The organism is Mesorhizobium sp. M0830 (genome assembly GCF_040319965.1).
In the GTDB taxonomy this organism is placed as follows: Bacteria; Pseudomonadota; Alphaproteobacteria; order Rhizobiales; family Rhizobiaceae; genus Mesorhizobium.
The window spans coordinates 227587-251582 of sequence record NZ_JAMYOR010000001.1 but is presented as its reverse complement, the minus strand read 5'-3'; the positions used below and the strand labels follow the sequence as shown (position 1 = coordinate 251582).

Genomic DNA, 23996 nt, shown 5'->3' with positions numbered 1-23996 from the left:
CCCCACAAGGGGGAGGGTGAAGAAAGACTACCCCTTCGACGGCGTGAACCGCGCCACCAGCGCGTGGCTCTCGGCGGCATAGGTGAAGCGCACATGGGTGACCGGATGTTCGGCGCTCCATGTCCGCCGTTCGACCACCAGGCACGGTGCGCCGGCTGCGATATCGAGCGCGGCCGCGATAAGCCTGTCGGCAGCGACAGCGCGTATCCGGTGCTCGGCTTCGCTCCACGGCACGCGGCTGATTAGCCATGGCCCTGGCGCGATGGCGAAAAATTCCTCGTCGGCTGCTTCAGGAACGGCGGCTACGTTGATCACCCGCTGTTCATGCGCGAATGGCCGCTCGCCGGCGAAATGCCGACACTCCAACGCCAGCACCGGTTCGGCTGCGCCCAGCTCCAGCAGTGCGCGATCCTCGGCGCTGCTGAGCCTCTCGTGTCGCGCCACGCGCTCGTAGCGATAGGCCAGGCCGAGCGCTTCGACCTCGATCCGGATATCGTGGATTTCCAGCACCGCCGCCTGCGACTGCGGGCGGCGGACGAAACTGCCGGAACGACGCCGTCGTTCGATCAGTCCAGCCTTGGCAAGCTGCGACAGCGCCTTGTTCACCGTCATGCGCGAGCAGTTGTATTGCGCGCTCAGTTCGTGTTCGAACGGAATGCGGTGACCAGGCGCCCAGGCGCCGGACATGATGCGCTCGCTGATGTCGGACAGGATGCGCTGGTGCAGCGAGCCGCCTTCCGTCCCAATTGTCCCGGTCATGCTCATGCCGAGAGCGCCGTCATCACGCCGCGAAACCGCTCGGCGATGGCCTCGCGCCTGGCATGCCGGCCGCCGCTGACCTGTCTTTGGCCATGCACCCAGACGCAGTCGACCTTGCTGCCATTGGCGAAGATCCACGCGTCGAGGATCGCGTCGCCGGTCTTGCCGGCCAGCGAGGGACTGCCGGCGTCGAGCGAGACGAGATCGGCGGATGCGCCGACCGCGATCGCTGAGGCGCCGGCACCAAGCGCGACGCTGCCGCCGTCAAGTGCGGCGTCGAACAGCGCGCGGCCGGTCGAGCCGCCGGCGACCGCGAGCATGTTGCGGGCACGGTGGGCGAGGCGCTGCGAATATTCGAGCTGGCGCAATTCGTCGGGCAGCCCGATCAGAACGTTGGAATCGGAGCCGATTCCGAAGCGGCCGCCATGCTCTCTGAATAGCGGCGCGGCAAAAGTGCCGTCGCCGAGATTGGCCTCGGTGATTGGGCAGAGACCGGCAACAGCGCCGCTCTTGGCCATGCCGATCGTTTCCGCATCGGTCATATGCGTGGCGTGGATCAGGCACCAGCGTTGGTCGACCTCGGCATGGCCGAGCAGAAATTCGACCGGCCGCGCGCTCGACCAAGCAAGGCAATCTTCGACCTCCTTCACCTGCTCGGCGACATGGATGTGAATCGGCCCGTCCGGCGCCATGGCAGCCACCTCGGCTAATTCCTGTGGTGTCGCCGCGCGCAAACTGTGAGGGGCAATGCCGACAACGGCTTGATTCAAAGTGCGAACGGATTCCCGGCTTTTCTCAACAAGCCGGGAGAACCGATTCACATCGTTGACGAATCGCCGCTGGCCTTGGTTCGGAGCAGTGCCGCCGAAAGACGAGTGCGCATAAAACACCGGCAGCAGCGTTAGGCCGATACCGGTTTCACCGGCCGCGGCCGCGATGCGCTCTGCCATTTCGGCGAGGTTGGTGTAGGGTTTTCCGTCACGATCGTGATGCAGATAGTGAAATTCGCCGACGCGCGAAAAACCGGCCTCCAACATCTCGACATAGAGTTGTGCTGCAACAGCCTCGACCTGATCGGGCGTCATCGACAGGGCGAAGCGGTACATTACCTCGCGCCAGCTCCAGAAACTGTCGGCGGAGGGGCCGCGAAGCTCGGCAAGGCCAGCCATGCCGCGCTGGAAGGCGTGGCTGTGCAGGTTGGGCATACCAGGCAGCAGGATCGCGTGACGTTCGTCGCCGGCCAGCGCTGTGGCTCCAGGTTCGACGGCCATAATGCGTCCCTTGGCGAAGCTGAGCCGCACATTGTCGTGCCAGCCATTGGGAAGGAGTGCCTGTTCCGCGAAGATCTCAGTCACTTTTCTCTCCGGTTCTCTGTCTCTCGTGCGATGATGGCACTTGCGGTGCGTTTCAATATGTATATACATAATCCCCATCGATTGAAACGGAAAAGATGATGGTTGCAGAGAGCAAAGGCCGGGCAGGGGCGGTTCGCATCTGGCGCAATACACGCTTGGCGACGTTGGTCGAAAACGAGGCCGGACTGGGAATCGTCGAACGGGGCGCGATCGCTGCACGTGACGGCCGCATAGTCTATGCCGGTCCCGAATCGGAGATCCCTGCGGCATTTGCCAAGGATGCCCAGACGATCGATTGCGAGGGCCGCTGGATCACGCCCGGCCTGATCGACTGCCACACCCATTTGGTTCATGCCGGCAACCGCGCCAACGAGTTCGAGATGCGGCTGGCCGGCGCCACTTATGAAGAGGTCGCCAGGGCCGGCGGCGGCATTGTCTCCTCGGTCAAGTCGCTGCGCGCCGCCAGCGAGCGCGAGTTGGTCGCGCAATCGCTACCCCGCCTCGATGCGCTGATCGCCGAGGGTGTGACCACGATTGAGATCAAGTCGGGTTATGGGCTTGATCTGGAAAATGAAAAAAAATCGCTGCGCGCTGCGCGGCAGTTGGGCAACCAGCGTCCGGTGACGATCCGCACAACCTTCCTCGGCGCCCATGCCCTGCCGCCGGAGGCCGAGGGCGACAAGGACAGCTTTATCGATCTGGTCGCCAAAGAAATTCTCCCGGCGGTTGCCGCCGAGGGGCTGGCCGATGCCGTCGACGGCTTTTGCGAGGGCATTGCCTTTTCACCGGACCAGATGGCGCGCGTCTTCGATGCGGCCAAGGCCGCCGGCCTGCCGGTCAAGCTCCATGCAGACCAACTGTCCAACCTGCACGGCGCCGAACTCGCCGCCCGCTATGGCGCACTGTCGGCCGATCATCTCGAATACACCGATGAGGCGGGTGCAGCGGCGATGGCCAGGGCGGGAACCGTGGCGACGATCCTGCCCGGCGCTTACTACTTCATTCGCGAAACCAAGAAGCCGCCGATCGGCCTGTTTCGCCAGAACGGCGTCAAGATGGCTGTCGCCACCGACAACAATCCCGGCACCTCGCCGCTGACCTCGCTGCTTCTGACCATGAATATGGCGGCGACCTTGTTTGGCCTGACGATCGACGAATGCCTTGCCGGCGTCACCCGCGAGGCCGCCCGGGCGCTTGGCAAGCTGGGTGAAACCGGCACGCTCGAAGCTGGAAAATCCGCCGATCTGGCGATCTGGAACATCGAGCGCCCCGCCGAACTCGTCTACCGCATGGGCTTCAATCCGCTGCATGCCCGCATCTGGAGAGGACAATGACCGAACTAACGCTGACGCCCGGCAACGCGACGCTGGCCGACTGGCGCGCCATCTACCGCGGCGCCGTGCCCAAGCTGGACCATGCCTGCCGGCCGAAAATCAAGGCGAGCGCCGAAGCCGTCGCCAGGATCGTCGCCAAGGGCGAGCCGGTCTACGGCATCAACACCGGCTTCGGCAAACTGGCCAGCGTTCGCATCCCCGCTGAGGATCTCGAGACCTTGCAGCGCAACATCGTGCTGTCGCACGCCGCCGGCGTCGGCGAGCCAATGCCATCAGCCATTTGCCGGCTGATGATGGCGCTGAAGCTCGCCAGCCTGGCGCAGGGCGCGTCCGGCGTGCGGCCGCAGACCATCGAACTGCTCGAAGCGATGCTCGCAAACGACGTCATCCCGGTGGTGCCGGCGCAAGGGTCGGTCGGCGCTTCCGGCGACCTTGCCCCGCTGTCGCACATGACAGCGGTGATGATCGGCGTCGGCGAATGCTTTACCCCGCACGGCCGTTTCCCGGCCAAGGTGGCCTTCGTCTCGCACGGGCTGGAGCCCGTGACCTTGGGCGCCAAGGAAGGCCTGGCGCTGCTCAACGGCACGCAGTTTTCGACCGCCTATGCGCTGGCCGCCCTGTTCGAGGCCGAAGTGCTCTATCAGTCTGCACTGGTCGCTGGCGCGCTATCGACCGATGCCGCAAAAGGCTCGGACGCGCCCTTCGACCCGCGCATCCATGCGCTGAGACAGCATCGCGGCCAGATCGAGACGGCGGACGCGCTGCGCAATTTGATGGCCGGCAGCGCCATCCGCGAATCGCACCGGGTTGGCGACGAGCGCGTGCAGGATCCGTATTGCCTGCGCTGCCAGCCGCAGGTCATGGGCGCGGCGCTCACCGTCCTGCGCCAGGCCGCCGACACGCTAGGCACCGAGGCCAATGGCGTCACCGACAATCCGCTGATCTTCGCCGAGGACGACACCGCGCTTTCGGGCGGCAATTTCCACGCCGAGCCGGTGGCCTTCGCCGCCGACATGATCGCGCTGGCGGTCTGCGAGATCGGTTCACTGTCGGAACGCCGCATCGCCATGCTGGTCGACCCGGCATTGTCGGGCATGCCGGCCTTCCTGACGCCGAAGCCCGGCTTGAACTCCGGCTTCATGATCCCGCAGGTGACGGCGGCAGCCCTGGTTTCCGAGAACAAGCAGAAAGCCTATCCGGCCAGCGTCGATTCGATACCCACTTCGGCCAACCAGGAAGACCACGTTTCGATGGCCGCGCATGGCGCGCGCCGGCTGATCGGCATGGTCGAGAACGCCACCGCGGTCATCGGCATCGAATTGCTGGCCGCGGCACAAGGCTGCGACTTCCATGCCCCGCTGGCGTCGAGCGCGGCACTTGAAGCCGTGCGCAAGCTGGTTCGGGCCGAGGTGCCGCATCTCGACAATGACCGGCATTTCCACCCCGATATGGAAAAGGCCATCGCAATGGTGCGCAGCGGCGCGACGATCAAGGCAGCCGGCACGGTAGCGCTGCCGTCGATTTCTGGAGCGGCATGATGGCAAGCGCGCCCTGGCTCACGATAACGCGCGGCACGGCCCCGTTGCTGGTCTCGATCCCGCACACCGGCATCGACCTCGCCGGCCTCGAGAACCGGCTGGTGTCGCCCTGGCTTGGCCGTCGCGATTGTGACTGGTGGATCGACAAGCTTTACGATTTCGCCACCGACCTTGGGGCGACTGTCGTGCATACGGCGATCTCGCGCACCGTCATCGACGTCAACCGTGATCCGTCCGGCGCCTCGCTCTATCCCGGTCAGGCGACGACTGGCCTGTGCCCGACCGAGACTTTCGACGGCGATCCGCTCTATCGGGAGGGCGAAGAGCCGGGGCCGTCGGAGATCGACGAGCGCCGTGAAAAATTCTTCGCGCCCTACCATGCCTCGCTACAGGCCGAGATCGACCGGCTGCGTGGCCTGCACGAAAAGATCGTCGTCTATGACTGCCACTCGATCCGCTCGGTGCTGCCGCGCCTGTTCGAAGGGATGCTGCCGGTGTTCAATCTCGGCACCAATGACGGCGCGAGCGCCGATCCGGCCTTGCAGGCGATGATCGGCCAGATCATGGCCGAAACCGGCGAAGCTTATGTCGTCAATGGCCGCTTCAAGGGCGGCTGGATCACACGCCATTTCGGCCAGCCACAACAGGGCGTGCATGCGCTGCAGATGGAGCTCTCCAACCGCGGCTATATGCGCGAGCCCGACGGCAAGGGTATGCCGGACAATTGGCCGGTGCCTTACGATGCCGAGTTCGCAGCACCGATCCGCGCGACGCTGCGGAAAATCCTCGAGGCCGCGACATCCTGGGCGCGCGTCTGAAATTCGATCCTTTTTGGAGTGACGCCATGAACAATCCTCGCCACAACATCCGCGAAGTCCGCAGCCCGCGTGGCACGGAAATCAGTGCCCGCTCCTGGCTGACGGAAGCACCGCTGCGCATGCTGATGAACAATCTTGACCCGGACGTCGCCGAAAATCCCAACGAACTGGTCGTCTATGGCGGCATCGGCAGGGCGGCGCGCACCTGGAACGATTTTGACCGCATCGTCGCGTCGTTGAGGACGCTGGCCGATGACGAGACTTTGCTGGTCCAGTCGGGCAAGCCAGTCGGTGTGTTCCGCACCCATCCCGATGCGCCGCGCGTGCTGATCGCCAACTCCAACCTCGTGCCGCATTGGGCGACCTGGGAGAAGTTCAACGAGCTCGATAAGAAGGGCCTGATGATGTACGGCCAGATGACGGCCGGCTCGTGGATCTATATCGGCACGCAAGGCATCGTGCAGGGCACTTACGAGACCTTCGTCGAGGCCGGTCGCCAGCACTATGGCGGCAATCTGAAGGGAAAATGGATCTTGACTGGCGGGCTCGGCGGCATGGGCGGCGCCCAGCCGCTCGCGGCTGTCATGGCCGGCGCCTGCTGCCTGGCGATCGAATGCAATCCGGACTCGATCGATTTCCGCCTGCGCACACGCTACGTCGACGAGAAGGCCGAGACGCTCGATGAAGCGATGGAGATGATCGAGCGCTGGACCAAGGCCGGCGAGGCGAAGTCGGTCGGCCTGCTTGGCAATACGGCCGAGATCGTGCCGGAAATGTTCAGGCGCGGTATCCGTCCCGATATTGTCACCGACCAGACTTCGGCTCATGACCCCATCAATGGCTATCTGCCAAAGGGGTGGACGATGGCCGAATGGCGCGAGAAGCGCGTCAGCGACCCCAAGGCGGTCGAGAAGGCGGCCCGCGCTTCGATGCGCGAACATGTCGAGGCGATGGTGGCGTTCTGGAACGCCGGTGTACCGACGCTCGACTATGGCAACAACATTCGCCAGGTGGCCAGGGAAGAAGGCTTCGAGAACGCTTTCGCCTTCCCCGGTTTCGTGCCGGCCTATATCCGTCCGCTGTTCTGCCGCGGCATCGGTCCGTTCCGCTGGGCGGCCCTGTCGGGCGATCCGGAGGATATCTACAAGACCGACGCCAAGGTGCGCGAACTGACGCCCGGCAACACCCATCTGCACAACTGGCTCGATATGGCGCGTGAGCGCATCGCCTTTCAGGGTTTGCCGGCTCGTATCTGCTGGGTTGGTCTCGGCGACCGGCATCGGCTCGGCCTTGCTTTCAACGAGATGGTGGCCAAGGGCGAGCTGAAGGCGCCGGTCGTCATCGGCCGCGATCACCTCGATTCCGGCTCGGTCGCCTCGCCGAACCGCGAAACGGAGTCCATGAAGGACGGCTCGGATGCCGTGTCCGACTGGCCGCTGCTCAACGCATTGCTCAACACGGCGTCGGGCGCCACCTGGGTGTCGCTGCACCATGGCGGCGGCGTCGGTATGGGCTTCTCGCAGCACGCCGGCATGGTCATCGTCGCCGACGGCACGCGCGAAGCGGCCAAACGCCTGGAACGGGTGTTGTGGAATGACCCGGCGACCGGCGTGATGCGCCACGCCGATGCCGGCTACGACATCGCCATCGAATGCGCCAGGGAGCATCAGCTCAACCTGCCCGGCATTCTCGGCTGACTGCCTGAACCGATGCGCATCCTGCGGGCAGCCGAATACCGGTCGATGCCGTGGAAGAACGGCGGTGGCGTGACGACCGAAATCGCCGTCTCCCCCACTGGGGCCGGCCTCGACGACTTCGACTGGCGCGTCTCGATGGCGCGCGTCGAATCGAGCGGCCCGTTCTCGCAGTTTGCAGGCATCGATCGCACCCTTGCCGTGCTCGAAGGCGAGGGCATCGTCCTCAAGATTGCCGGCTACCCGCCGACAACCATAAACAGGGCGACCGCCCTGTTTTCCTTCCCGGCCGACGTGCAGACCTCGGCCACGCTGATCGGCGGGCCGATCACCGATCTCAATGTCATGACCCGCAGAAGCCGGATGACGCATTCGGTCGAGCGCCTGGTTGTTTCGGTACCCGTGGAAATCAGGACCGACGCGTGTACGACCCTGATCCTATGCCTGGACGGGGACATAACCGTGAGCGACATCGGATCGGTTCGCCTCGGAGCGCTGGACACGTTGATAGCCGGTCCGGACAGCGCCAGCCTGCTTGTCCAGCCAGCCCATGCCGCAACGCTGTTCGTGATCCGGATCGGCGGCATTTCCGGCAATGGTTAACGCCTGTTTCCAAACATGATCGCGATGCCGACGAATTATAGCGTAAGCTGAAGGCGGGCATCACGAAAAAGCCCGAATCCTTTCCGTCGATCGATCCCGACGGGAAGAGGGGCGCTCGTCGTTGTTTTTCGCTGAGAGATGACGCCCTGTCGCGGTGCGGAAACAACATTTCGGCAAATGGGGCTTATGCAACCAATTGCAATTGAATCGGTTTTAGGGCCATTGCCGTGGCGGTGACGCCGCTGGACTGCCCCGCTTACGGAATTTTCAATGAATATTCAGACGACCCCTGCCCAAATCGAGAAGACAAGCGCGAGCTTCCCGGCCATCACCGAAGAGCCGATCCGCTCCAATTACCTGCCTGAGGAGCGCCTTCGGCTGCTCGGTGAAAGGCTGGCAAACGGCGACCTCACGGATTTGTTCGGCCTGACGCCTTTCGATTTTCAGGCCCGTATCCGTGACAGTGCCAAGAAGATTTTGGAAGTCTACCGGTCGACGAATGCGGCGCAGGCGAGGGGCGAGACGATCACGCCGTCGGCTCAATGGCTGCTCGACAACAATTATCTGGTCGAAGAGACTATTTTCCAAGTCAAGCGCGATCTGCCGCGCCGCTTCTATCGCCAGCTGCCGACCCTGAAACTGCCTGATAACGGCAGCGTGCCGCGTGCGCTGGCGCTGGCCTGGACCTATATGGCGCATTCGGACAGCTCCGTCTCGGCGACGATGTTCAAGTCCATCGTCCAGGGTTTTCAATCGGTCGAGCCGCTGAAGATCGGCGAGCTCTGGGCGCTGCCTTCCCTGTTGCGCTTCGTCCTGATCGAGAATCTCCGCCGGTTGGCGGTCAGGGTCAATCGCACCCGTCAGATGCGCCAGATCGCCAATGATGTGGCGGACAAGGTTCTGGCGATCGACGACAGTTCCGACCGGCAGGCAATCCTGTCCAACTTCAGCGTCCATGCGCAGGACACCACCTTTGCCACCCAGCTGCTCTACCGTCTGCGCGATGGATCGCAGAACGCCGGCAAGGCCTTGGAATGGCTGGAAGGTGAACTCGAAAAGGCCGGCTCCGACGCCGAGGAAATCATCATTTCCGAGCATCAGACGCTGTCCAGCGGCAATGTGACGACAGGCAACATCATCCGCGGCCTGCGCCTCATCAACGACGTCGACTGGACCGTTTGGTTCGAAGGCGTCAGCCGCATCGATACGGTGCTGCGCGAGCGCACCGATTTCGCCGCGCTCGACTTCTTCTCGCGTGACCAGTACCGGACTGCGATCGAGGAACTGGCGCGCCGCTCGGACCTCTCCGAATATCGTGTCGCCGACAAAGCCATCGAACTGGCCGGCCACGCTGCCGGCGAGACCATGTCGCGTGATGATGTAGGCGATGCCGTACCAACGCCATCCGCCCACACCGATGTGGGTTTCTTTCTCGTCGGCCCACGCCGGCTGGAGCTGGAGAAGGCGATCGGCTATCGGCCTACCATCAGCCAGACGTTCAAACGAGCCTTCCGCAAGACCGGATGGCTTGGCATCGTCGTGCCGGTGTTTGCGCTGACGGCCCTGCTTCTGGTCCTCTCCGGCAACGCACTTGCCAATCTCGGCCTGTCGGTGCCGTCGATCGCCCTGATGCTGGTGCTGTTTGCAGTGCCGGCCAGCGAGGGCGCGCTCGCCTTCTTCAACACTGTCGTTTCGCTGTTCCTCAAACCGACGCGCCTCGTCGGCTACGATTACAGGCACGGCGTGCCGCCCGAGGCGCGCACGCTGGTGGTGGTGCCGTCGCTGATCGGTTCACGGGACGACGTCGAGGAGAATGTCCGCAACATCGAGGTGCATCATCTCGCCAACACAGCCGATGAAATCCATTTCGCGCTGCTGTCGGACTGGCCCGACAGCAAGACCGAGATCGATGCGGCGGATACTGAAATCCTCGAATTCGCCCGCGCCGAGATCGCCCGTCTCAACGACCGCTATCCCTCCGAAGGTGCGCCGCGTTTCTACATCCTGCACCGGCGCCGGCTCTTCAATGCGGCTCAAGGGTCCTGGATGGGCTGGGAGCGCAAGCGCGGCAAGCTGCACGAGCTCGACCTTCTGCTGCGCGGTGACAGCGACACCACCTTCCTGCCGCTCGATGTGCCGTTACCGGAGAACGTCGTCCATGTGATGACGCTCGATGCCGACACGCGCACCACTCGAGACGCGGTCGCGACCATGGTCGGCAAGCTTTGCCACCCGCTCAACCGCCCGCATTTCGATGCCAGCAAGCGCGTCGTCACGGCTGGCTATGCGATCCTGCAGCCGCGCATCACCGCGTCGCTGACCAGCGGCGACGATGCATCGTTTTTCCAGCGGGTCTTTTCGGCCAATCGCGGCCTCGACCCCTATGTCTTTGCCGTGTCCGATCTCTACCAGGACGTCTTCGGCGACGGATCTTTCACTGGAAAGGGCCTCTATCATGTCGACGCCTTCGAGGCGGCGCTGCAGGGCCGAATCGAGGAAAACACCATCCTCAGCCACGATCTGCTGGAAGGCGCGCTGGCGCGCGCGGCGCTGGTCACCGACGTCGAACTGGTCGAAGACTATCCGACGCGCTATTCGGTCGATGCCTCGCGCCACCATCGCTGGGCACGCGGCGACTGGCAGCTGCTCGGCTTCATGCTCGATCCGCGCTCCGGCGTGCCGGCTCTGTCGCGCTGGAAGATGATCGACAATCTGCGCCGCTCGCTGACACCGATCTTCTGGGTGATGGCGGCGATCGGCGGCTGGACGCTGCTGCCCTTCACGCAGGCGGCGCAATGGCAGGCCTTGCTGATCCTCAGCCTGTTCATGGCGCCGACATTCAACATCGTCAACGCCATCCTTCCCAAGAGCGGCGACCAGACGCCGCGCGGCCATTTTTCGGCCCTGGCACGCGACGTTGCCTTCGGCACCGCCATGGTGGCGCTGAAGATCGTACTGATGGCGCACAACGCCTGGATGATGGGCGATGCCATCGTCCGCACGCTGTACCGGCTGTTCGTCAGCCGCCAGAATCTTTTGGAATGGCGGACTGCCTCGCAGGCGCATAAGAGCGGCGACAATAGTGTCGGTTCCTATTACGGCATGATGTATGGCGCCGTGATCATCGGCTTCGTCGGCCTTGCCATTCCGGTGCTGGCCGATTCCACCGGTGCCTTCGTCGCCTTCTTCTTCGCGCTGTTCTGGATTGGCTCGCCCGCCATCGCCAGTTGGATCAGCCGTTCGGCCGAAACCGAGGATCGCTTGCGCATATCGCAAGCTGACATCCATGCGTTGCGCACGGTGGCACGGCGCACATGGCACTATTTCGAAAGCTTCGTGACGTCAGAGCACCACCATCTGCCGCCCGACAATTTCCAGGAAAGCCCGGCGCCGGTCGTCGCACCACGTACCTCGCCGACCAATATCGGCGTCTACCTGCTGTCCGTCGTATCGGCCCGCGATTTCGGCTGGATCAGCCTGTCCGATGCCATCACCCGCATCGACGCCACCATGTCGACGATCGAGGGTATGCCGCGCGACCGCGGCCACCTCTTCAACTGGTACGACACGACGACACTGAAGCCGCTCTACCCGCTCTACATCTCGGCCGTCGACAGCGGCAATCTTGCCGGCCATCTGGTGGCTGTGGCGGCAGCCTGCGCCGAATGGGCGGAGGCACCCTCCGTCCATCTCCAGGGTGATTTCGAAGGCATTCTCGACACGGTCACCGTTCTCAGCGAAAGCCTTGATGAGTTGCCCGATGACCGTCGCCAGCTGCGCCCCCTGCGCCAGCGCCTCGCCGACCGTCTCGACGGCATGCGGCGCGCGGTCGACACCATCAAGGCGCAGCCGGAGATGGCGTCGATCCGCACCATCAACCTGGCTGTGCTTGCCGGCGAGATCCGCAAGCTTGCCACAGCTATCCACACCGAGGCGGCGTCGCCCCAGAGCGACGTCATCGTCGACTGGGCGGCAAGGCTGGAGGCCACCTGCGAGGCGCATGTCCACGACGCGCACAGCGACGACAATGCCGTCGAGGCATTGCGTGCCAAGCTGATCACCCTGCGCGAGCGCACGCGCCGCTTCGCCTTCGAGATGGATTTCTCCTTCCTGATGCGGCCGGAGCGCAAATTGCTGTCGATCGGCTACCGGGTCGAGGAACACCAGCTCGACGAAAGCTGCTACGACCTTCTGGCTTCCGAGGCGCGGCTGACCAGCCTTTTCGCCATCGCCAAGGGCGACCTGCCGACCGAGCACTGGTTCCGGCTTGGCCGACCGATCGTCGAGATCGGGTTTCAGGGCGCGCTGATGTCGTGGTCCGGCTCGATGTTCGAATATCTGATGCCGCCGCTGGTGATGAAGGAGCCGCACGGTTCGATCCTCAACCAGACCAGCAAGCTGATCATCAAGCGCCAGATCCAGTATGGCCGCCAGAAGAACGTACCGTGGGGCATTTCCGAAGCGGCCTACAATGCCCGCGACCGTGAACTGACCTACCAGTACACCAATTTCGGCGTGCCCGGCCTCGGGCTGAAGCGCGGCCTTGGCCAAAACACGGTAATCGCACCTTACGCCACCATATTGGCGGCACAGTTCAACCCGCGTGAGGCCGTGCACAATCTCGCCCGGCTCAGGGAAGTCGGCGCACTAGGCCGCCACGGCTACTACGACGCCGTCGACTTCACGCCGCAGCGCGTGCCGGAAGGCACCGACCATGTCGTCGTGCAAAACTACATGGCGCACCATTCGGGCATGTCGATCGTGGCGGTCGCCGACGCCATCTTCGAAGGTCGCATGCGCGACCGCTTCCACAGCGATCCGGTCATCGAATCGGCCGAACTGCTGCTGCAGGAGAGGGCGCCCCGCGACATTCCGACCGCGACCGTCAGGACCGAGGCCGACGAACGCTCCAAGGACGAGACCGAGATCGAGAGCCCTGACACCCGCATCGTGCTCAACCCGCTGCAATCGCTGCGCTCGACCAGCGTCATGTCGAACGGACGTTATTCGGTGATGGTCACGGCGACCGGCTCGGGCTACAGCCGCTGGGGCGATCTCGCCGTCACCCGCTGGCAGCCGGACCCGACCGAGGACCGGCTTGGGTCCTACATCTTCCTGCGAGACGCCGATACCGGCGACTGGTGGTCGGCGACATCGGAGCCGAAGCGTGCGGCCGAGGAAACGGCGCAGACCTTGTTCTCCGACGACAAGGCGAGCTTCGTCAAATCGGTGGGGACGTTGCGCTCCGAGGTCGAATGTATCGTCGTTTCGGAAGGCAACGGCGAGGGGCGTCGGGTCACGCTCTACAATGATGGCCCATCCGACCGTCACATTGAAGTGACCTCTTTTGCCGAACTGGTGCTCGGTCTGGAAGCATCCGACAACGCGCATCCGGCCTTCTCGAAGATGTTCGTGGAAACCGAAATCTCTGCGAATAACGCGGCGATCTTCGCCACACGGCGCAAGCGCGAGACCAGCGAGCCCGATATCGCCATGGTGCATTTCGTCACCGATCCATCAGGATCGGCGCGCGATGCCGAGGCCGAGACCGACAGGCGCGCCTTCATCGGCCGTGGCCGTACCATTGTCGACGCAGCCGCGTTCGATCCGGGCGCCAGGCTCGGCGGCCATTCAGGCTTCACGCTCGATCCCGTCGCCTCGCTGCGCCGGCAAGTGCGGGTGCCGGCCAACAAGAAGATATCGTTGACTTTCTGGACTGTGGTCGGCGCCGGCCGTGCCGAACTGGACGAGGCTATCGCCCGGCTCGATCATCCCGAGAGTTTTGCCCGCCAGGCCATGCTCGCCTGGACGCGCAGCCAGGTCCAGACGCGTCATATGGGCCTCAGCCTGACCGATGCCGCCAATGTCCAGAAGCTGGCGCGCTACCTGATCTATCCGGATCCGTTCCTGCGTCTTCCCGCCGAGTCCATTTCCACGGGGCTGGGCAAGCAGTCGAGCCTGTGGCCGACCAGCATTTCCGGCGATTTCCCGATCTTCCTGGTCAGGATCGGTGACGTGGCCGATCTGGAAATCGTCGCCCAGGCGTTGCGTTTCCAGGAATATATGCGCAGCCGTGGCATGATGATCGACTTCGTCGTCGTCAACGAGCAGGCCTCCTCCTATGTCCAGGACCTGCAACGGGCGGTCGAGACGCTATGCGAAAACAGCCGTTTGCGCGGCAAGGAGCTCGGACCTCGCCAGCACATTTTCGCGGTGCGCCGCGATCTTATGGACGACACGACCTACAAGACGCTGCTCGCCGTGGCCCGCGTCGTCCTGCACACGCGCAACGGCACCATCTTCGACCAGATCGAGCGGGCCGAAGCAGCCGCCTTGCAGGCGCGCGACGCCCTGCTGCCGACAGCGTTGCCGGTTCCGCGTGACCTGCCGTCGCCGATGCCCACGACGCATGCATTCGCCTCGCAGGCGGTGGCCAATGTCAGCGCCGATGGAAGCGGGCTCAGCCAGTGGAACGGATTTGGCGGTTTCGACGGCGACGGGCGGCACTATGTCGTGCGCCTTGCCGGCCGGCGAACGACGCCGCAGCCGTGGATCAACGTCGTCTCCAACGCCTCGTTCGGCTTCCATACCTCGGCCGAGGGTGCTGCATTCACCTGGAGCCGAAACAGCCGCGACTACCAGTTGACGCCATGGTCGAATGATCCGGTTTCGAACCGGCCGGGCGAGGGCCTCTACATCTACGATCAGGCCAGCGGCAAGGCGTTCTCGCCGCTCGCCGCCATGGTGCGCGACCCCTCGATGACCTACGAGGCCTGGCATGGCCAGGGTTTCTCGACCTTCCGTTCGAAGCGCGGGCCGTTGTCGATGGATCTTACCCATGTCGTCGATCCGGTCGATCCGGTGAAAATTTCGCGGCTGCGTATCCAGAATTCGGGTTCGGTGCCGGCACGGCTGCGTGTCTATGCCTATGCCGAATGGGTGCTCGGCGGGCATCGGTCGCGCACGGCGGCAACCATCGTTCCGGCGCGGGACGCTGCCAGCGGCGCGTTGCTGGCGCAAAATCCCTATGGTCTCGATTTCGGCGAGCGGGTGGCCTTCCTCGCCGCTGATGGCGGCGTCCATTCGGTGACATCCGACCGCTCGGAGTTCCTCGGCCGGCATGGTTCCAGCGAGCTTCCGCAGGCGGTGCTAAGCGGTGCTGGACTGTCGGACCGTGTCGAGGCCGGCGACGATCCGTGCGCGGCGATCGCCCGCGACATTGAGATTCCGGCCGGCGGCGACGTGACGCTGCTCTGGCTGCTCGGTGACGCCGAATCCGCCGAGGAGGCGAGTGCCTTGGTGCGGAAGCACCGGGCCAAGGATTTCGACCAGCGTTTGGCCGAGAATGAGCGCGAGTGGCGTGGCTTCCTTGACACCTTCCAGGTCGAGACGCCGGACAAGGCACTCGACGCCATGGTCAATCACTGGCTGCCCTATCAGAGCCTGGCCTGTCGCATCCGTGCCCGCTCCGCCTTCTATCAAGCCAGTGGTGCGTTCGGCTTCCGCGACCAGTTGCAGGATACGCTTGCGTTGCTGGCGCATGATCCGCAACTGGCGCGCGACCAGATACTCAACGCGGCACGGCGGCAATTCCCCGAAGGCGACGTGCAGCACTGGTGGCTGCCGCGCACCGGTGCCGGCGTGCGCACCCTGATCTCCGACGACGTGGTCTGGCTGGCTCACGCCACGGCGCGCTACCTGTTGGTCACCGGTGATGTCGCCATACTGAAGGAGCAATTGCCCTTCATCGACGGGCAGACGCTGGGCGATGATGAGCACGATGCCTTCTTCACTCCGGAAATCTCGAAGAAGTCGGCGTCGCTCTACGACCATTGCGCGCGCGCGCTCGATCTCGCCATCAAGCGCAGCAGTCCTGCGGGCCTGCCGCTGATCCTCGGCGGCGACTGGAACGACGGCATGAACCGCGTCGGCGGGCACGGCAAGGGCGAGAGCGTATGGCTCGGCTGGTTCCTGTTGAAGACTTTGGGTGACTTCGCCCCCGTTGCCAAGATCGAGGGCGATGCCAAGCGTGCACAGGCCTGGGCGAAACATGCCGATGTGCTGAAGCGGGCGCTTGAAAGTACGGCATGGGACGGCGAATGGTATCGGCGCGGCAGCTTCGACGATGGCAGCCCGCTGGGGTCGCGAACCTCGCAGGAATGCAAGATCGACTCGATCGCCCAGTCCTGGAGCGTGCTTTCGGGAGAGGGCGATCCGGCGCGGTCGACGACGGCGATGGAGCAGGCGACCAAGCTGCTCGTCGACGACAAGCTCAAGATCGTCAAGCTGTTCACGCCGCCCTTCTCGAAGACGGATAAAGACCCAGGGTATATCAAGAGCTATCCGCCCGGTGTGCGCGAGAATGGCGGCCAGTACACCCACGCCGCCACATGGTTCGTCATCGCGCTTGCCGAGATGGGGCGGACCGACGAGGCCTATCGCTGTTTCTCGATGCTGAACCCCGTCAACCATGCGATCGACGAGGCCTCGGCCGAGCACTATCGCGTCGAACCTTATGTCGTGGCGGCCGATATCTATGCCGGGGACGGCAATGCCGGCAACAACAAGGGCGGCCGTGGCGGCTGGACCTGGTACACCGGCTCCGCCGGCTGGCTCTACAGGGCGGCGGTAGAAGGCATCCTCGGCATCGAACGGCGCGGCAAGCGTGTCCAGTTCAAGCCGAAACTACCCACTCACTGGGACGGCTATTCGGCAACCCTCAAGATGCTGGGGGCGGAACTCAAGGTTCGCGTCATCCGCGACAATAAGGCCAAGGCCGTGACGCTGGAGGTGAACGGGGCAAAGACCAAGGCTTCGGCGCTCGAACTGAGGGCTGGCGAAGTTACCGACGTCATCGTCAGGATCCCGGCCTGATGCATGTTGCCCCAAAAGCGTGCTCCCGGACCTAGCCCCGGGGGCTCGGTTTTTGGGCCATGACGAGATGCGCGGCGCCATGCCGTCCGGCGTTGCCGTCGGCCCGGCTGAAGGCGATGCCTCTGAGAAGCACATGAAATCAAAGGCTTGGGGTGCGCCGTAAGGGTCGCCTCGATCGACGAGACGTAGTCCCCGTCGCTAGGCGGGGCGCAAGCGCACTTGGCTTTGGCCTATACTGCGCAGAAGGAGATTTCGGCCTTGGTCATGCGCCCGACATTGCCGCTGATTAAAATTGTGGCAGCGTGTGCCAACTGCCATGATTTCGCCGTATGCCTGACATTTTACCTGTCTTCTCAAACCGTTAGGTGATCACGGCAGATTTCGGAACGTCGCCATCTTTTGTTCGCTCTGAGGGAACTGAAGAGGTACACGGCCATTGTTTTGCGACGTATCAACCGATACGAGTCAAATGATGCAGTGCACAATAAACAGCATGGCGGAGTAACTGGGGTGACCCTTCTGCAAATCTACTGGCGAGCGCTCGGATATCTCGCCCAGGACAGGAAGCGCGTCGCGTTGATCTGTTCGGCCAATGTGGCTCTCGCCATCATCGCCATTCTTGAGCCGATCATGTTCGGACGGGTGATCGATGCGATCTCCGAACGCGGCTCGGTGTTTACGACACTTGCCCTGTGGGCTGGCCTCGGCGCTTTCAACATCGTGGCATTCGTGCTGGTGGCGCGCGGCGCGGACCGCTTTGCCCACAAGCGCCGTAGCGAGGTGCTTTGCGACTCGTTCGAGCGCGTGATCACCATGCCGCTTGCCTGGCACCACCAGCGCGGCACCTCCAACGCCCTGCACACCCTGCTGCGCGCGGTCGAGACGCTGTTCAGCCTGTGGCTCGAATTCATGCGTCAGCACCTGTCGACGGTGGTTGCGCTGTTCCTGCTGATCCCGACCGCGGTCAGCATGGACCTGCGCATGTCTATGGTGCTGCTGGCGCTCGGTGCGCTCTATGTCGGTATCGGCCGGCTGGTGATGAAGCGCACCAAGGCGGGTCAGGCCGCCGTGGAGCGCCACTACCATAAGGTGTTCGCGCACGTGACCGACTCGGTCAGCAATGTTGCCGTGTTGCAGAGCTACAATCGTCTCGGCCACGAGGCCGATACGCTGCGCCTCTATGTCAAGAACCTGCTCGACGCCCAGAACCCGGTGCTCGACTGGTGGGCGATGGCCAATGCGCTGCATCGCCTGTCCTCGACGATCTCGATGATGGTCGTACTGTTGATCGGCGCCTATCTGGTCACCCACGGTCAGCTGCGCATCGGCGACGTCATCGCCTTCACCGGCTTTGCCACGCTGCTGATCGCCAGGCTCGACCAGATGTCGGCGTTCGCGAACCAGATTTCGGAGGCCCGTGCCAAGCTCGAGGACTTCTACCATCTCGAGGACTCCGCGGCCGACGCCGCCGAGCCGGACGGCTTGCGCGATCTCGCCAACGTCACCGGTCATGTCCGCTTCGAGAATGTCGGTTTCGAATTCGCCAATTCTGGCCATGGCATCGACGACGTGTCCTTCGAGGTCCAGGCTGGCCAGACCGTCGCCATTGTCGGCCCGACGGGCGCCGGCAAGACGACGCTCATCAACTTGCTGCAGCGCGTCTTCTCGCCATCGCAAGGCCGTATCCTGATCGACGGCATCGACACCCGCACCGTGACCCGCAAGTCGCTGCGCCATTCGATCGCCACCGTGTTCCAGGATGCGGGCCTGCTCAACCGCTCGATCGAGGACAACATCCGCGTCGGCCGTGCCGATGCGAGCAATGACGAGATCCATGCCGCCGCCAATGCGGCTGCCGCGCAGGACTTCATCCTGTCGAAGAGCAATGGCTACGACACGCTGGTCGGCGAACGTGGCGGCCAGCTATCGGGCGGCGAACGCCAGCGCATCGCCATTGCCCGCGCCGTGCTGAAGGACGCACCGATCCTGGTGCTCGACGAGGCGACCAGCGCGCTCGACGTCGAGACCGAGGATCGCGTCAAGGAAGCGATCGACGAGTTGCGGCGCGACCGCACCACCTTCATCATCGCCCACCGCCTGACCACCGTTCGCGACGCCGATCTGGTCGTGTTCATGGATAAGGGCAGGGTGATCGAGATGGGCGGCTTCACCGAGCTGTCGCTGCGCAATGGCCGCTTTGCCAGCCTGCTGCGCGCCGGCGGCCTGCTCAACGACGAGGAGGTTCGCCGCCTCAGCCGCTCCGTACAGCAACAGCAGGAAGCCGCGGCCTGAGCTGAACGTCTCTGCCTTCTCCCCTTGTGGGAGAAGGTGGCCGAGCGTAGCTCGGTCGGATGAGGGGTGCTCCAGAAGACACCAACGCCTCATTCCGCCCAACACCCCTCAACCGTCTCGGCGCTGCGCGCCGATCCACCTTCTCCCACAAGGGGAGAAGGGAAGCGCTGCCCAGCCCTGCGACACCACCGCTCGATTGCCCCGAACGCGCCGGCGGTCTATGTAGAGCCGCATGAGCGACACGACTTCACGCCTGACCGGCTGGATGGATCTTGCCAACCCGACGCGCTTCGTCGGGCTGGTCGACAGGATCGTACCGTGGCTGGCCTCCGTCGCCGCACTCATCCTCGCCGTCGGACTCTACATGAGCTTCGCCGCGCCCGAGGATTTCCAGCAAGGCATCACCGTTCGCATCATGTACATCCACGTGCCTTTCGCCTGGCTCTCCATGATGTGCTACACGCTGATGGCGGTCTCGGCGCTGGGCACCCTCGTCTGGCGGCATCCGCTGGCCGATGTCGCGCTGAAATCGGCTGCACCCATAGGTGCTGTCTTCACCGCGCTGGCGCTGATCACCGGCTCGATCTGGGGCAAGCCGATGTGGGGCACCTGGTGGGTCTGGGATGCGCGGTTGACCTCGGTCTTCGTGCTGTTCCTGATGTATCTCGGCATCATCGCGCTGAGCCGCGCGCTCGACGACGCAAGCCGCGCCGCCTGGGCCGCCGCCATCATCACACTGGTCGGGTTTATCAACATCCCGATCATCAAATTCTCGGTAGACTGGTGGAACACGCTGCACCAGCCGGCGTCAGTGTTCAGGCTTGGCGGGCCGACCATCGATCCGAGCCTGCTTTGGCCTTTGCTCGTGATGGCTCTAGGCTTCACCGTGCTGTTCTTCGCGCTGCATCTGATGGCGATGCGCACGGAAATCCGCCGCCGCAGGGTCATTGCAATGCGTCGCGTCGCCGCCAGGCAGGCCGAGCGGATCTAAGGCGCCATCGCAGCGGTGCATCGACAGATCAAGCGTTCGTCGTCTCTGAACAGCTTGTCATTTCTGCAGATTGTGAACCTCGAACGTGGTCTCCTGAGGCGGCGAGGTGAACCCACCCTTGATGACCGTTTTCATCTGAGGCATCAGAATGTCATCCCGGAATTGCTCCCAACTCTTCTTGGACTCGTGAACCGCAACAATTGACCAGCCACCGGCCGACGGGCCGGCAGCATGGAAGATCTGGCCTTTTGGCAGGCTTTTCCCGCCTGCTGGATGCACCGCAGCGATTGACGCTTCGTATTGCTCCTTCGTGCCGCCAGGAAAATAATGCGCGATTGCGTAAGCCATTTTCGTTTTCCTCCCGAACAAGCCGCGAACCATCCAATGGCCAGCTTGCTGAAGGCAGATTGACGTAAGGGAACACCGGCGGCAAGCAGGACCTTAGACAGGGTCGACCATGCACTATGCCCTGGACACGCGTTTGGATATTCGCGTCAGCTGGTGCGGCCGCGCGCTGCCACCGGCAGTGTTTCCAGCACCGTGTCGCCGTCGATCAGATTGACCTCGTCAAACAGGTTGGTGACCACGCAGCAATGATCGGGCACGACACGCACCCGATCGCCGATGCGCAGCTTTCCGTCGCCTGAAAGCGTGACGGTGCCGTGCTCTTCGCTCAAGCCGGTGACCCGCGCTCCCGAAATGCCGAGCAGCTCGCCGAAATCGGCGAGCCCCAACGTATCGCTGGACAGTGCCTTGCTGCCGGCATCGAGGATGGCGCGCGTTGCTGTGGGATGGCTGACCACTGTCGACAGCACCGTCAGCGCGCAATCGTCGAGACTGCCGACGCCTTTCGCGACTTGGTAGCGGTCGAGATAGATGTACGTGCCAGGGCGATATTCGGTGACGACCGATGCCATGCTGGAGCGCCAGATGTCCGGCGTGCCGCCGCTGGAGATGCGTTCGCAGGCGAGCCCTGACGCGGTCAGCGCCTGCTTGGCGCCGGCGAGCCAGGCCTCGGCCTCCGCCGCGCGGCCAGCGGCCGGATAGGTCATCAGCCCGCCGAAGGCGAGGCCGCCGGCTCTGTCGATCTGTCTCGCCAGCGCAACCGCTTCATCCGCCGTCTGCACGCCGCAGCGGCCCATGCCGGTATCGCATTCGACCAGCACCGACAGGCGATGACCGGCATCGGCGAAGGTCGCCGCCAGCCCTTCCAGCGTCTCCATGCTGTCCGCGGTCACCGAGAGGGTGACACGCCTATGCAGCGCCAGAAGCCGTTCCAGCTTGGCGCGCCCAAGAATGTTGTAGGGAAGAAAAATGTCGGCGAGACCAGCATCGGCCATCACCTCCGCCTCGCCAATCTTCTGGCAGGTGATGCCGACCGCACCCGCCGCGACCTGCTTCTTCGCCCAGTAGGGCAGTTTGTGCGTCTTGATATGCGGCCGCAGCTTCAGCCCGTTCTTGTCGGCATGGGCCTGGGCGCGGGCAATGTTGGCTTCGGCGCGCGCGGCGTCGATCAGGATCGACGGCGTATCGAGGTCGTGGATGGTCGGCATCAGCTGTCACTCTGTGGAAATCCGCAGCGGTTATGACCCTGAACCGACACGATGTCACGCGGCCAGCGAACCCGGTCTATGGTCCATGTGCTCGAGGCGAAAGGCCTGGCCAGATCGACACCGGATCGGCGTTGGGCTAAGCGAATTGCCAAAGCATGTCGCGCAAAAGTGTGTAGCGGTTTTGGGATCACGGCATGCATGGTAACAACCCCAACGCGCGTCGCATGAACCTCGTCGAACGCGAGGCGCTTTGGCAAAATCGACACGAAGGGTCATGATCATGAAACGCTCCGCCATCAACGACATCATCCGCGAAGCCGACGCGTTCATCCGCTCGTTCGGCTACATCATGCCGCCCTTCGCCTATTGGTCACCCGAGGAGGCGAAGGCGCGTCAGATGGATTCCTCGGCCGTTTTCAGCTCTCGGCTCGGCTGGGACATCACCGATTACGGGCAGGGCAAGTTCAAGGATCTCGGCCTGTTCCTGTTCACCGTCCGCAACGGCCGCTACGAGGACATGAAGAAGGGCATGGGCATGCTCTATGCCGAGAAGATCATGATCTCGCGCAAGGACCAACTGTCGCCGATGCACCGCCACAATATCAAGGCCGAGGACATCATCAACCGTGGTGGCGGCAAGCTGGTGCTGGAACTGTTCATGCACGACCGCGACGGCGGCATCGATCCCAAGGCCGAAGTGTCGGTGCCTGTCGACGGAACCATCCACAGGCTGCCGGCGGGCGGCCTGTTGAAGCTCGACCCCGGCCAGAGCGTCACATTGCTGCCCGGCGTCTGGCATGCCTTCTGGGCCGAGGGCAAGGATGTGCTGATCGGCGAAGTGTCGACCGTCAACGACGATCTCACCGACAACGTGTTTCGCGACCCGATCGGCCGCTTCGCGGACATCGAAGAGGATGTCGCCCCCGTGCACCTGCTGGTGTCCGACTACGAGAAATGGCTGGGGTAAGCGGCAACGCCGGCGCGGGAATCGCGCGGGCAACTAGGATGTCAGGCCGTTCCCGTTTTGCCAGCCGGCTAGCTCTGGCAGGTCGTCAAGCCAACTTTTCTCCGTCATCAAGGCATCGCCGGCCTGCGGGTCGGTGGCGTTTTGAATGAGCCAGTCTATCCACTTCCGATAGGCAACCGGGTCCAACTGGGGCGGCAGCACCTTGGCCTTGGCCAGCATGCGTTTGCGGAAACTGACCTGCCTGCGGAGTTTGGTCGTCGTGAATTTGATTGCCTTGCCTTGGTATTCGACCGTCCAGCGCTCATCCCCATGGCTGGTGAGCCTGTCGATGGCGAAACCGACATCGACCGGCCTATCCCGCCAAGGAAGCTCGATGGCATTCTTCCTCAGATCGAGTGCCCATCGCCTGTAGTTGGTCGCTGCACGCTGGGGCGGCAGCACACCAGCCTGTTCGAGCATCTTCCGGCGGAAGGTAGGCTGCTTCTTAAGCTGGCCTGTGGTCAGCTCGATGCGATGCCCACGGAATTCGACGTGCCATCGGATCCTCCCGTTGCCGACATACTTCACCAGCCTGTCGATGACGAACTCGTCATCGGCAAGCATCACGCAGCCTTGGCTGATGCTTTCGAGAATGAACTGGCTATCAGTGGGCATTACGCCGCCTCGTGCAGGATCCTTTCGCGAAGCTTCGCTAAGGCGCACGCAACGACCGGGCAATCTCGCCTTCCATGATTCCGTCGCATAGACACCGATGACGCGTCATATCGCTCGCGCGCTCATCCTAACCAGCGGCTTAGGAGCAGCGGCCCGGCGTCGGGGGGGTATCGAGGGGACTGGCGCCGAGCCTAACCGGCTTGGGGGGGCAGTGCCGGCTGTCCGAATTATAAGCCCTTTTATGCATTATTGCTAATTTGATTAAAGGACCATGTTCCACTCCAGGCGCCAGATTGGACGGCGCGCGTCACAACGATCAGTTATTAATGAGAGAAAGCTAATATAAGTCAGCGGATTGGATCTCGGTGTTGCCGAGTCCCGTTCACGCCCGGCAAGGATGACTTTGCGCCCTGAAACGCTGCAGAATTTCCGGGATGAGTAAATCGGCTGTTTTCGAGATATGTTTGGCTGGGGAACCTGGATTCGAACCAGGACTAACGGAGTCAGAGTCCGTGGGTCTACCGTTAACCTATTCCCCAGCAGGCGCGGTCATGAACCGTGCGG

Annotated in this window: 14 protein-coding genes and 1 tRNA gene; 9 read left to right on the top strand and 6 right to left on the bottom strand. The window is 63.4% G+C overall.

Going from position 1 to position 23996, the window contains the following annotated elements; translation table 11 throughout:
* Nucleotides 1-27: 27 nt before the first annotated feature.
* Both hutC and NKI20_RS01055 read right to left on the bottom strand, forming a co-directional pair.
* Nucleotides 28-765 (bottom strand): histidine utilization transcriptional repressor HutC, encoded by a 738-nt coding sequence (hutC, locus tag NKI20_RS01060; RefSeq protein WP_352827509.1) that lies wholly within the window; start codon nt 763-765, stop codon nt 28-30.
* Nucleotides 762-2114, bottom strand: a complete 1353-nt coding sequence (locus NKI20_RS01055; RefSeq protein WP_352827507.1) for a formimidoylglutamate deiminase — start codon at nt 2112-2114, stop codon at nt 762-764. The genes hutC and NKI20_RS01055 overlap by 4 nt, the downstream gene beginning before the upstream one ends.
* A 98-nt stretch (nt 2115-2212) precedes the next feature.
* Here NKI20_RS01055 and hutI point away from each other — a divergent pair, with 98 nt between their 5' ends.
* The 8 genes from hutI to NKI20_RS01015 all read left to right on the top strand — a co-directional run bounded on the left by hutI (nt 2213) and on the right by NKI20_RS01015 (nt 20258).
* Entirely contained in the window at nt 2213-3448 is a 1236-nt protein-coding gene (gene hutI, locus NKI20_RS01050; RefSeq protein WP_352827634.1) for an imidazolonepropionase, read from the top strand.
* The gene (gene hutH / locus NKI20_RS01045; RefSeq protein WP_352827504.1) at nt 3445-4986 is read left to right on the top strand and encodes a histidine ammonia-lyase; all 1542 of its coding nucleotides are present in this window, start codon (nt 3445-3447) and stop codon (nt 4984-4986) included. The genes hutI and hutH overlap by 4 nt, the downstream gene beginning before the upstream one ends.
* A complete protein-coding gene (gene hutG, locus NKI20_RS01040) occupies nt 4986-5804 on the top strand; it encodes an N-formylglutamate deformylase (protein ID WP_352827631.1) in 819 nt (272 codons plus the stop codon). The genes hutH and hutG overlap by 1 nt, the downstream gene beginning before the upstream one ends.
* 26 nt (nt 5805-5830) lie before the next feature.
* Complete coding sequence (hutU, locus tag NKI20_RS01035; RefSeq protein ID WP_352827501.1) at nt 5831-7501, top strand: urocanate hydratase; 1671 nt, start codon at nt 5831-5833, stop codon at nt 7499-7501.
* A 12-nt stretch (nt 7502-7513) separates the two neighbouring features.
* Nucleotides 7514-8101: a HutD/Ves family protein gene (locus NKI20_RS01030; RefSeq protein WP_352827499.1), complete on the top strand. Its 588-nt coding sequence runs from the start codon at nt 7514-7516 to the stop codon at nt 8099-8101.
* 270 nt (nt 8102-8371) lie between these two features.
* Entirely contained in the window at nt 8372-16975 is an 8604-nt protein-coding gene (locus NKI20_RS01025; protein WP_352827496.1) for a glycoside hydrolase family 94 protein, read from the top strand.
* Nucleotides 16976-17485: 510 nt separating this feature from the next.
* On the top strand, nt 17486-19267 hold the full coding sequence (locus NKI20_RS01020; RefSeq protein ID WP_023762195.1) for a glucan ABC transporter ATP-binding protein/ permease: 1782 nt from the start codon (nt 17486-17488) through the stop codon (nt 19265-19267).
* Between the two features lie 232 nt (nt 19268-19499).
* A complete protein-coding gene (locus tag NKI20_RS01015) occupies nt 19500-20258 on the top strand; it encodes a heme ABC transporter permease (RefSeq protein ID WP_352827494.1) in 759 nt (252 codons plus the stop codon).
* Nucleotides 20259-20315: 57 nt separating this feature from the next.
* On the opposite strand, the gene NKI20_RS01010 is transcribed toward NKI20_RS01015, so the two are convergent.
* Both NKI20_RS01010 and NKI20_RS01005 read right to left on the bottom strand, forming a co-directional pair.
* Entirely contained in the window at nt 20316-20606 is a 291-nt protein-coding gene (locus NKI20_RS01010; protein WP_352827492.1) for a hypothetical protein, read from the bottom strand.
* Between the two features lie 146 nt (nt 20607-20752).
* Nucleotides 20753-21811, bottom strand: a complete 1059-nt coding sequence (locus tag NKI20_RS01005) for a D-TA family PLP-dependent enzyme (protein WP_352827490.1) — start codon at nt 21809-21811, stop codon at nt 20753-20755.
* Nucleotides 21812-22091: 280 nt separating this feature from the next.
* On the opposite strand from NKI20_RS01005, the gene NKI20_RS01000 reads away from it, so the two are divergent.
* Nucleotides 22092-22778: a D-lyxose/D-mannose family sugar isomerase gene (locus tag NKI20_RS01000; protein WP_352827487.1), complete on the top strand. Its 687-nt coding sequence runs from the start codon at nt 22092-22094 to the stop codon at nt 22776-22778.
* Nucleotides 22779-22811: 33 nt separating this feature from the next.
* Here NKI20_RS01000 and NKI20_RS00995 read toward each other — a convergent pair whose 3' ends face one another.
* Complete coding sequence (locus NKI20_RS00995; RefSeq protein WP_352827484.1) at nt 22812-23432, bottom strand: hypothetical protein; 621 nt, start codon at nt 23430-23432, stop codon at nt 22812-22814.
* Between the two features lie 465 nt (nt 23433-23897).
* Nucleotides 23898-23971: transfer RNA gene (locus NKI20_RS00990), tRNA-Gln, on the bottom strand.
* Nucleotides 23972-23996: the final 25 nt, after the last annotated feature.

Bases quoted from the DNA above. Each gene is read 5' to 3' on its own strand.
- hutC (WP_352827509.1), bottom strand. From the start codon at position 765: ATGAGCATGACCGGGACAATTGGGACGGAAGGCGGCTCGCTGCACCAG.
- hutI (WP_352827634.1), top strand. From the start codon at position 2,213: ATGGTTGCAGAGAGCAAAGGCCGGGCAGGGGCGGTTCGCATCTGGCGC.
- hutH (WP_352827504.1), top strand. From the start codon at position 3,445: ATGACCGAACTAACGCTGACGCCCGGCAACGCGACGCTGGCCGACTGG.
- hutG (WP_352827631.1), top strand. From the start codon at position 4,986: ATGGCAAGCGCGCCCTGGCTCACGATAACGCGCGGCACGGCCCCGTTG.
- hutU (WP_352827501.1), top strand. From the start codon at position 5,831: ATGAACAATCCTCGCCACAACATCCGCGAAGTCCGCAGCCCGCGTGGC.
- NKI20_RS01030 (WP_352827499.1), top strand. From the start codon at position 7,514: ATGCGCATCCTGCGGGCAGCCGAATACCGGTCGATGCCGTGGAAGAAC.
- NKI20_RS01025 (WP_352827496.1), top strand. From the start codon at position 8,372: ATGAATATTCAGACGACCCCTGCCCAAATCGAGAAGACAAGCGCGAGC.
- NKI20_RS01015 (WP_352827494.1), top strand. From the start codon at position 19,500: ATGAGCGACACGACTTCACGCCTGACCGGCTGGATGGATCTTGCCAAC.
- NKI20_RS01010 (WP_352827492.1), bottom strand. From the start codon at position 20,606: ATGGCTTACGCAATCGCGCATTATTTTCCTGGCGGCACGAAGGAGCAA.
- NKI20_RS01005 (WP_352827490.1), bottom strand. From the start codon at position 21,811: ATGCCGACCATCCACGACCTCGATACGCCGTCGATCCTGATCGACGCC.
- NKI20_RS01000 (WP_352827487.1), top strand. From the start codon at position 22,092: ATGAAACGCTCCGCCATCAACGACATCATCCGCGAAGCCGACGCGTTC.
- NKI20_RS00995 (WP_352827484.1), bottom strand. From the start codon at position 23,432: ATGCCCACTGATAGCCAGTTCATTCTCGAAAGCATCAGCCAAGGCTGC.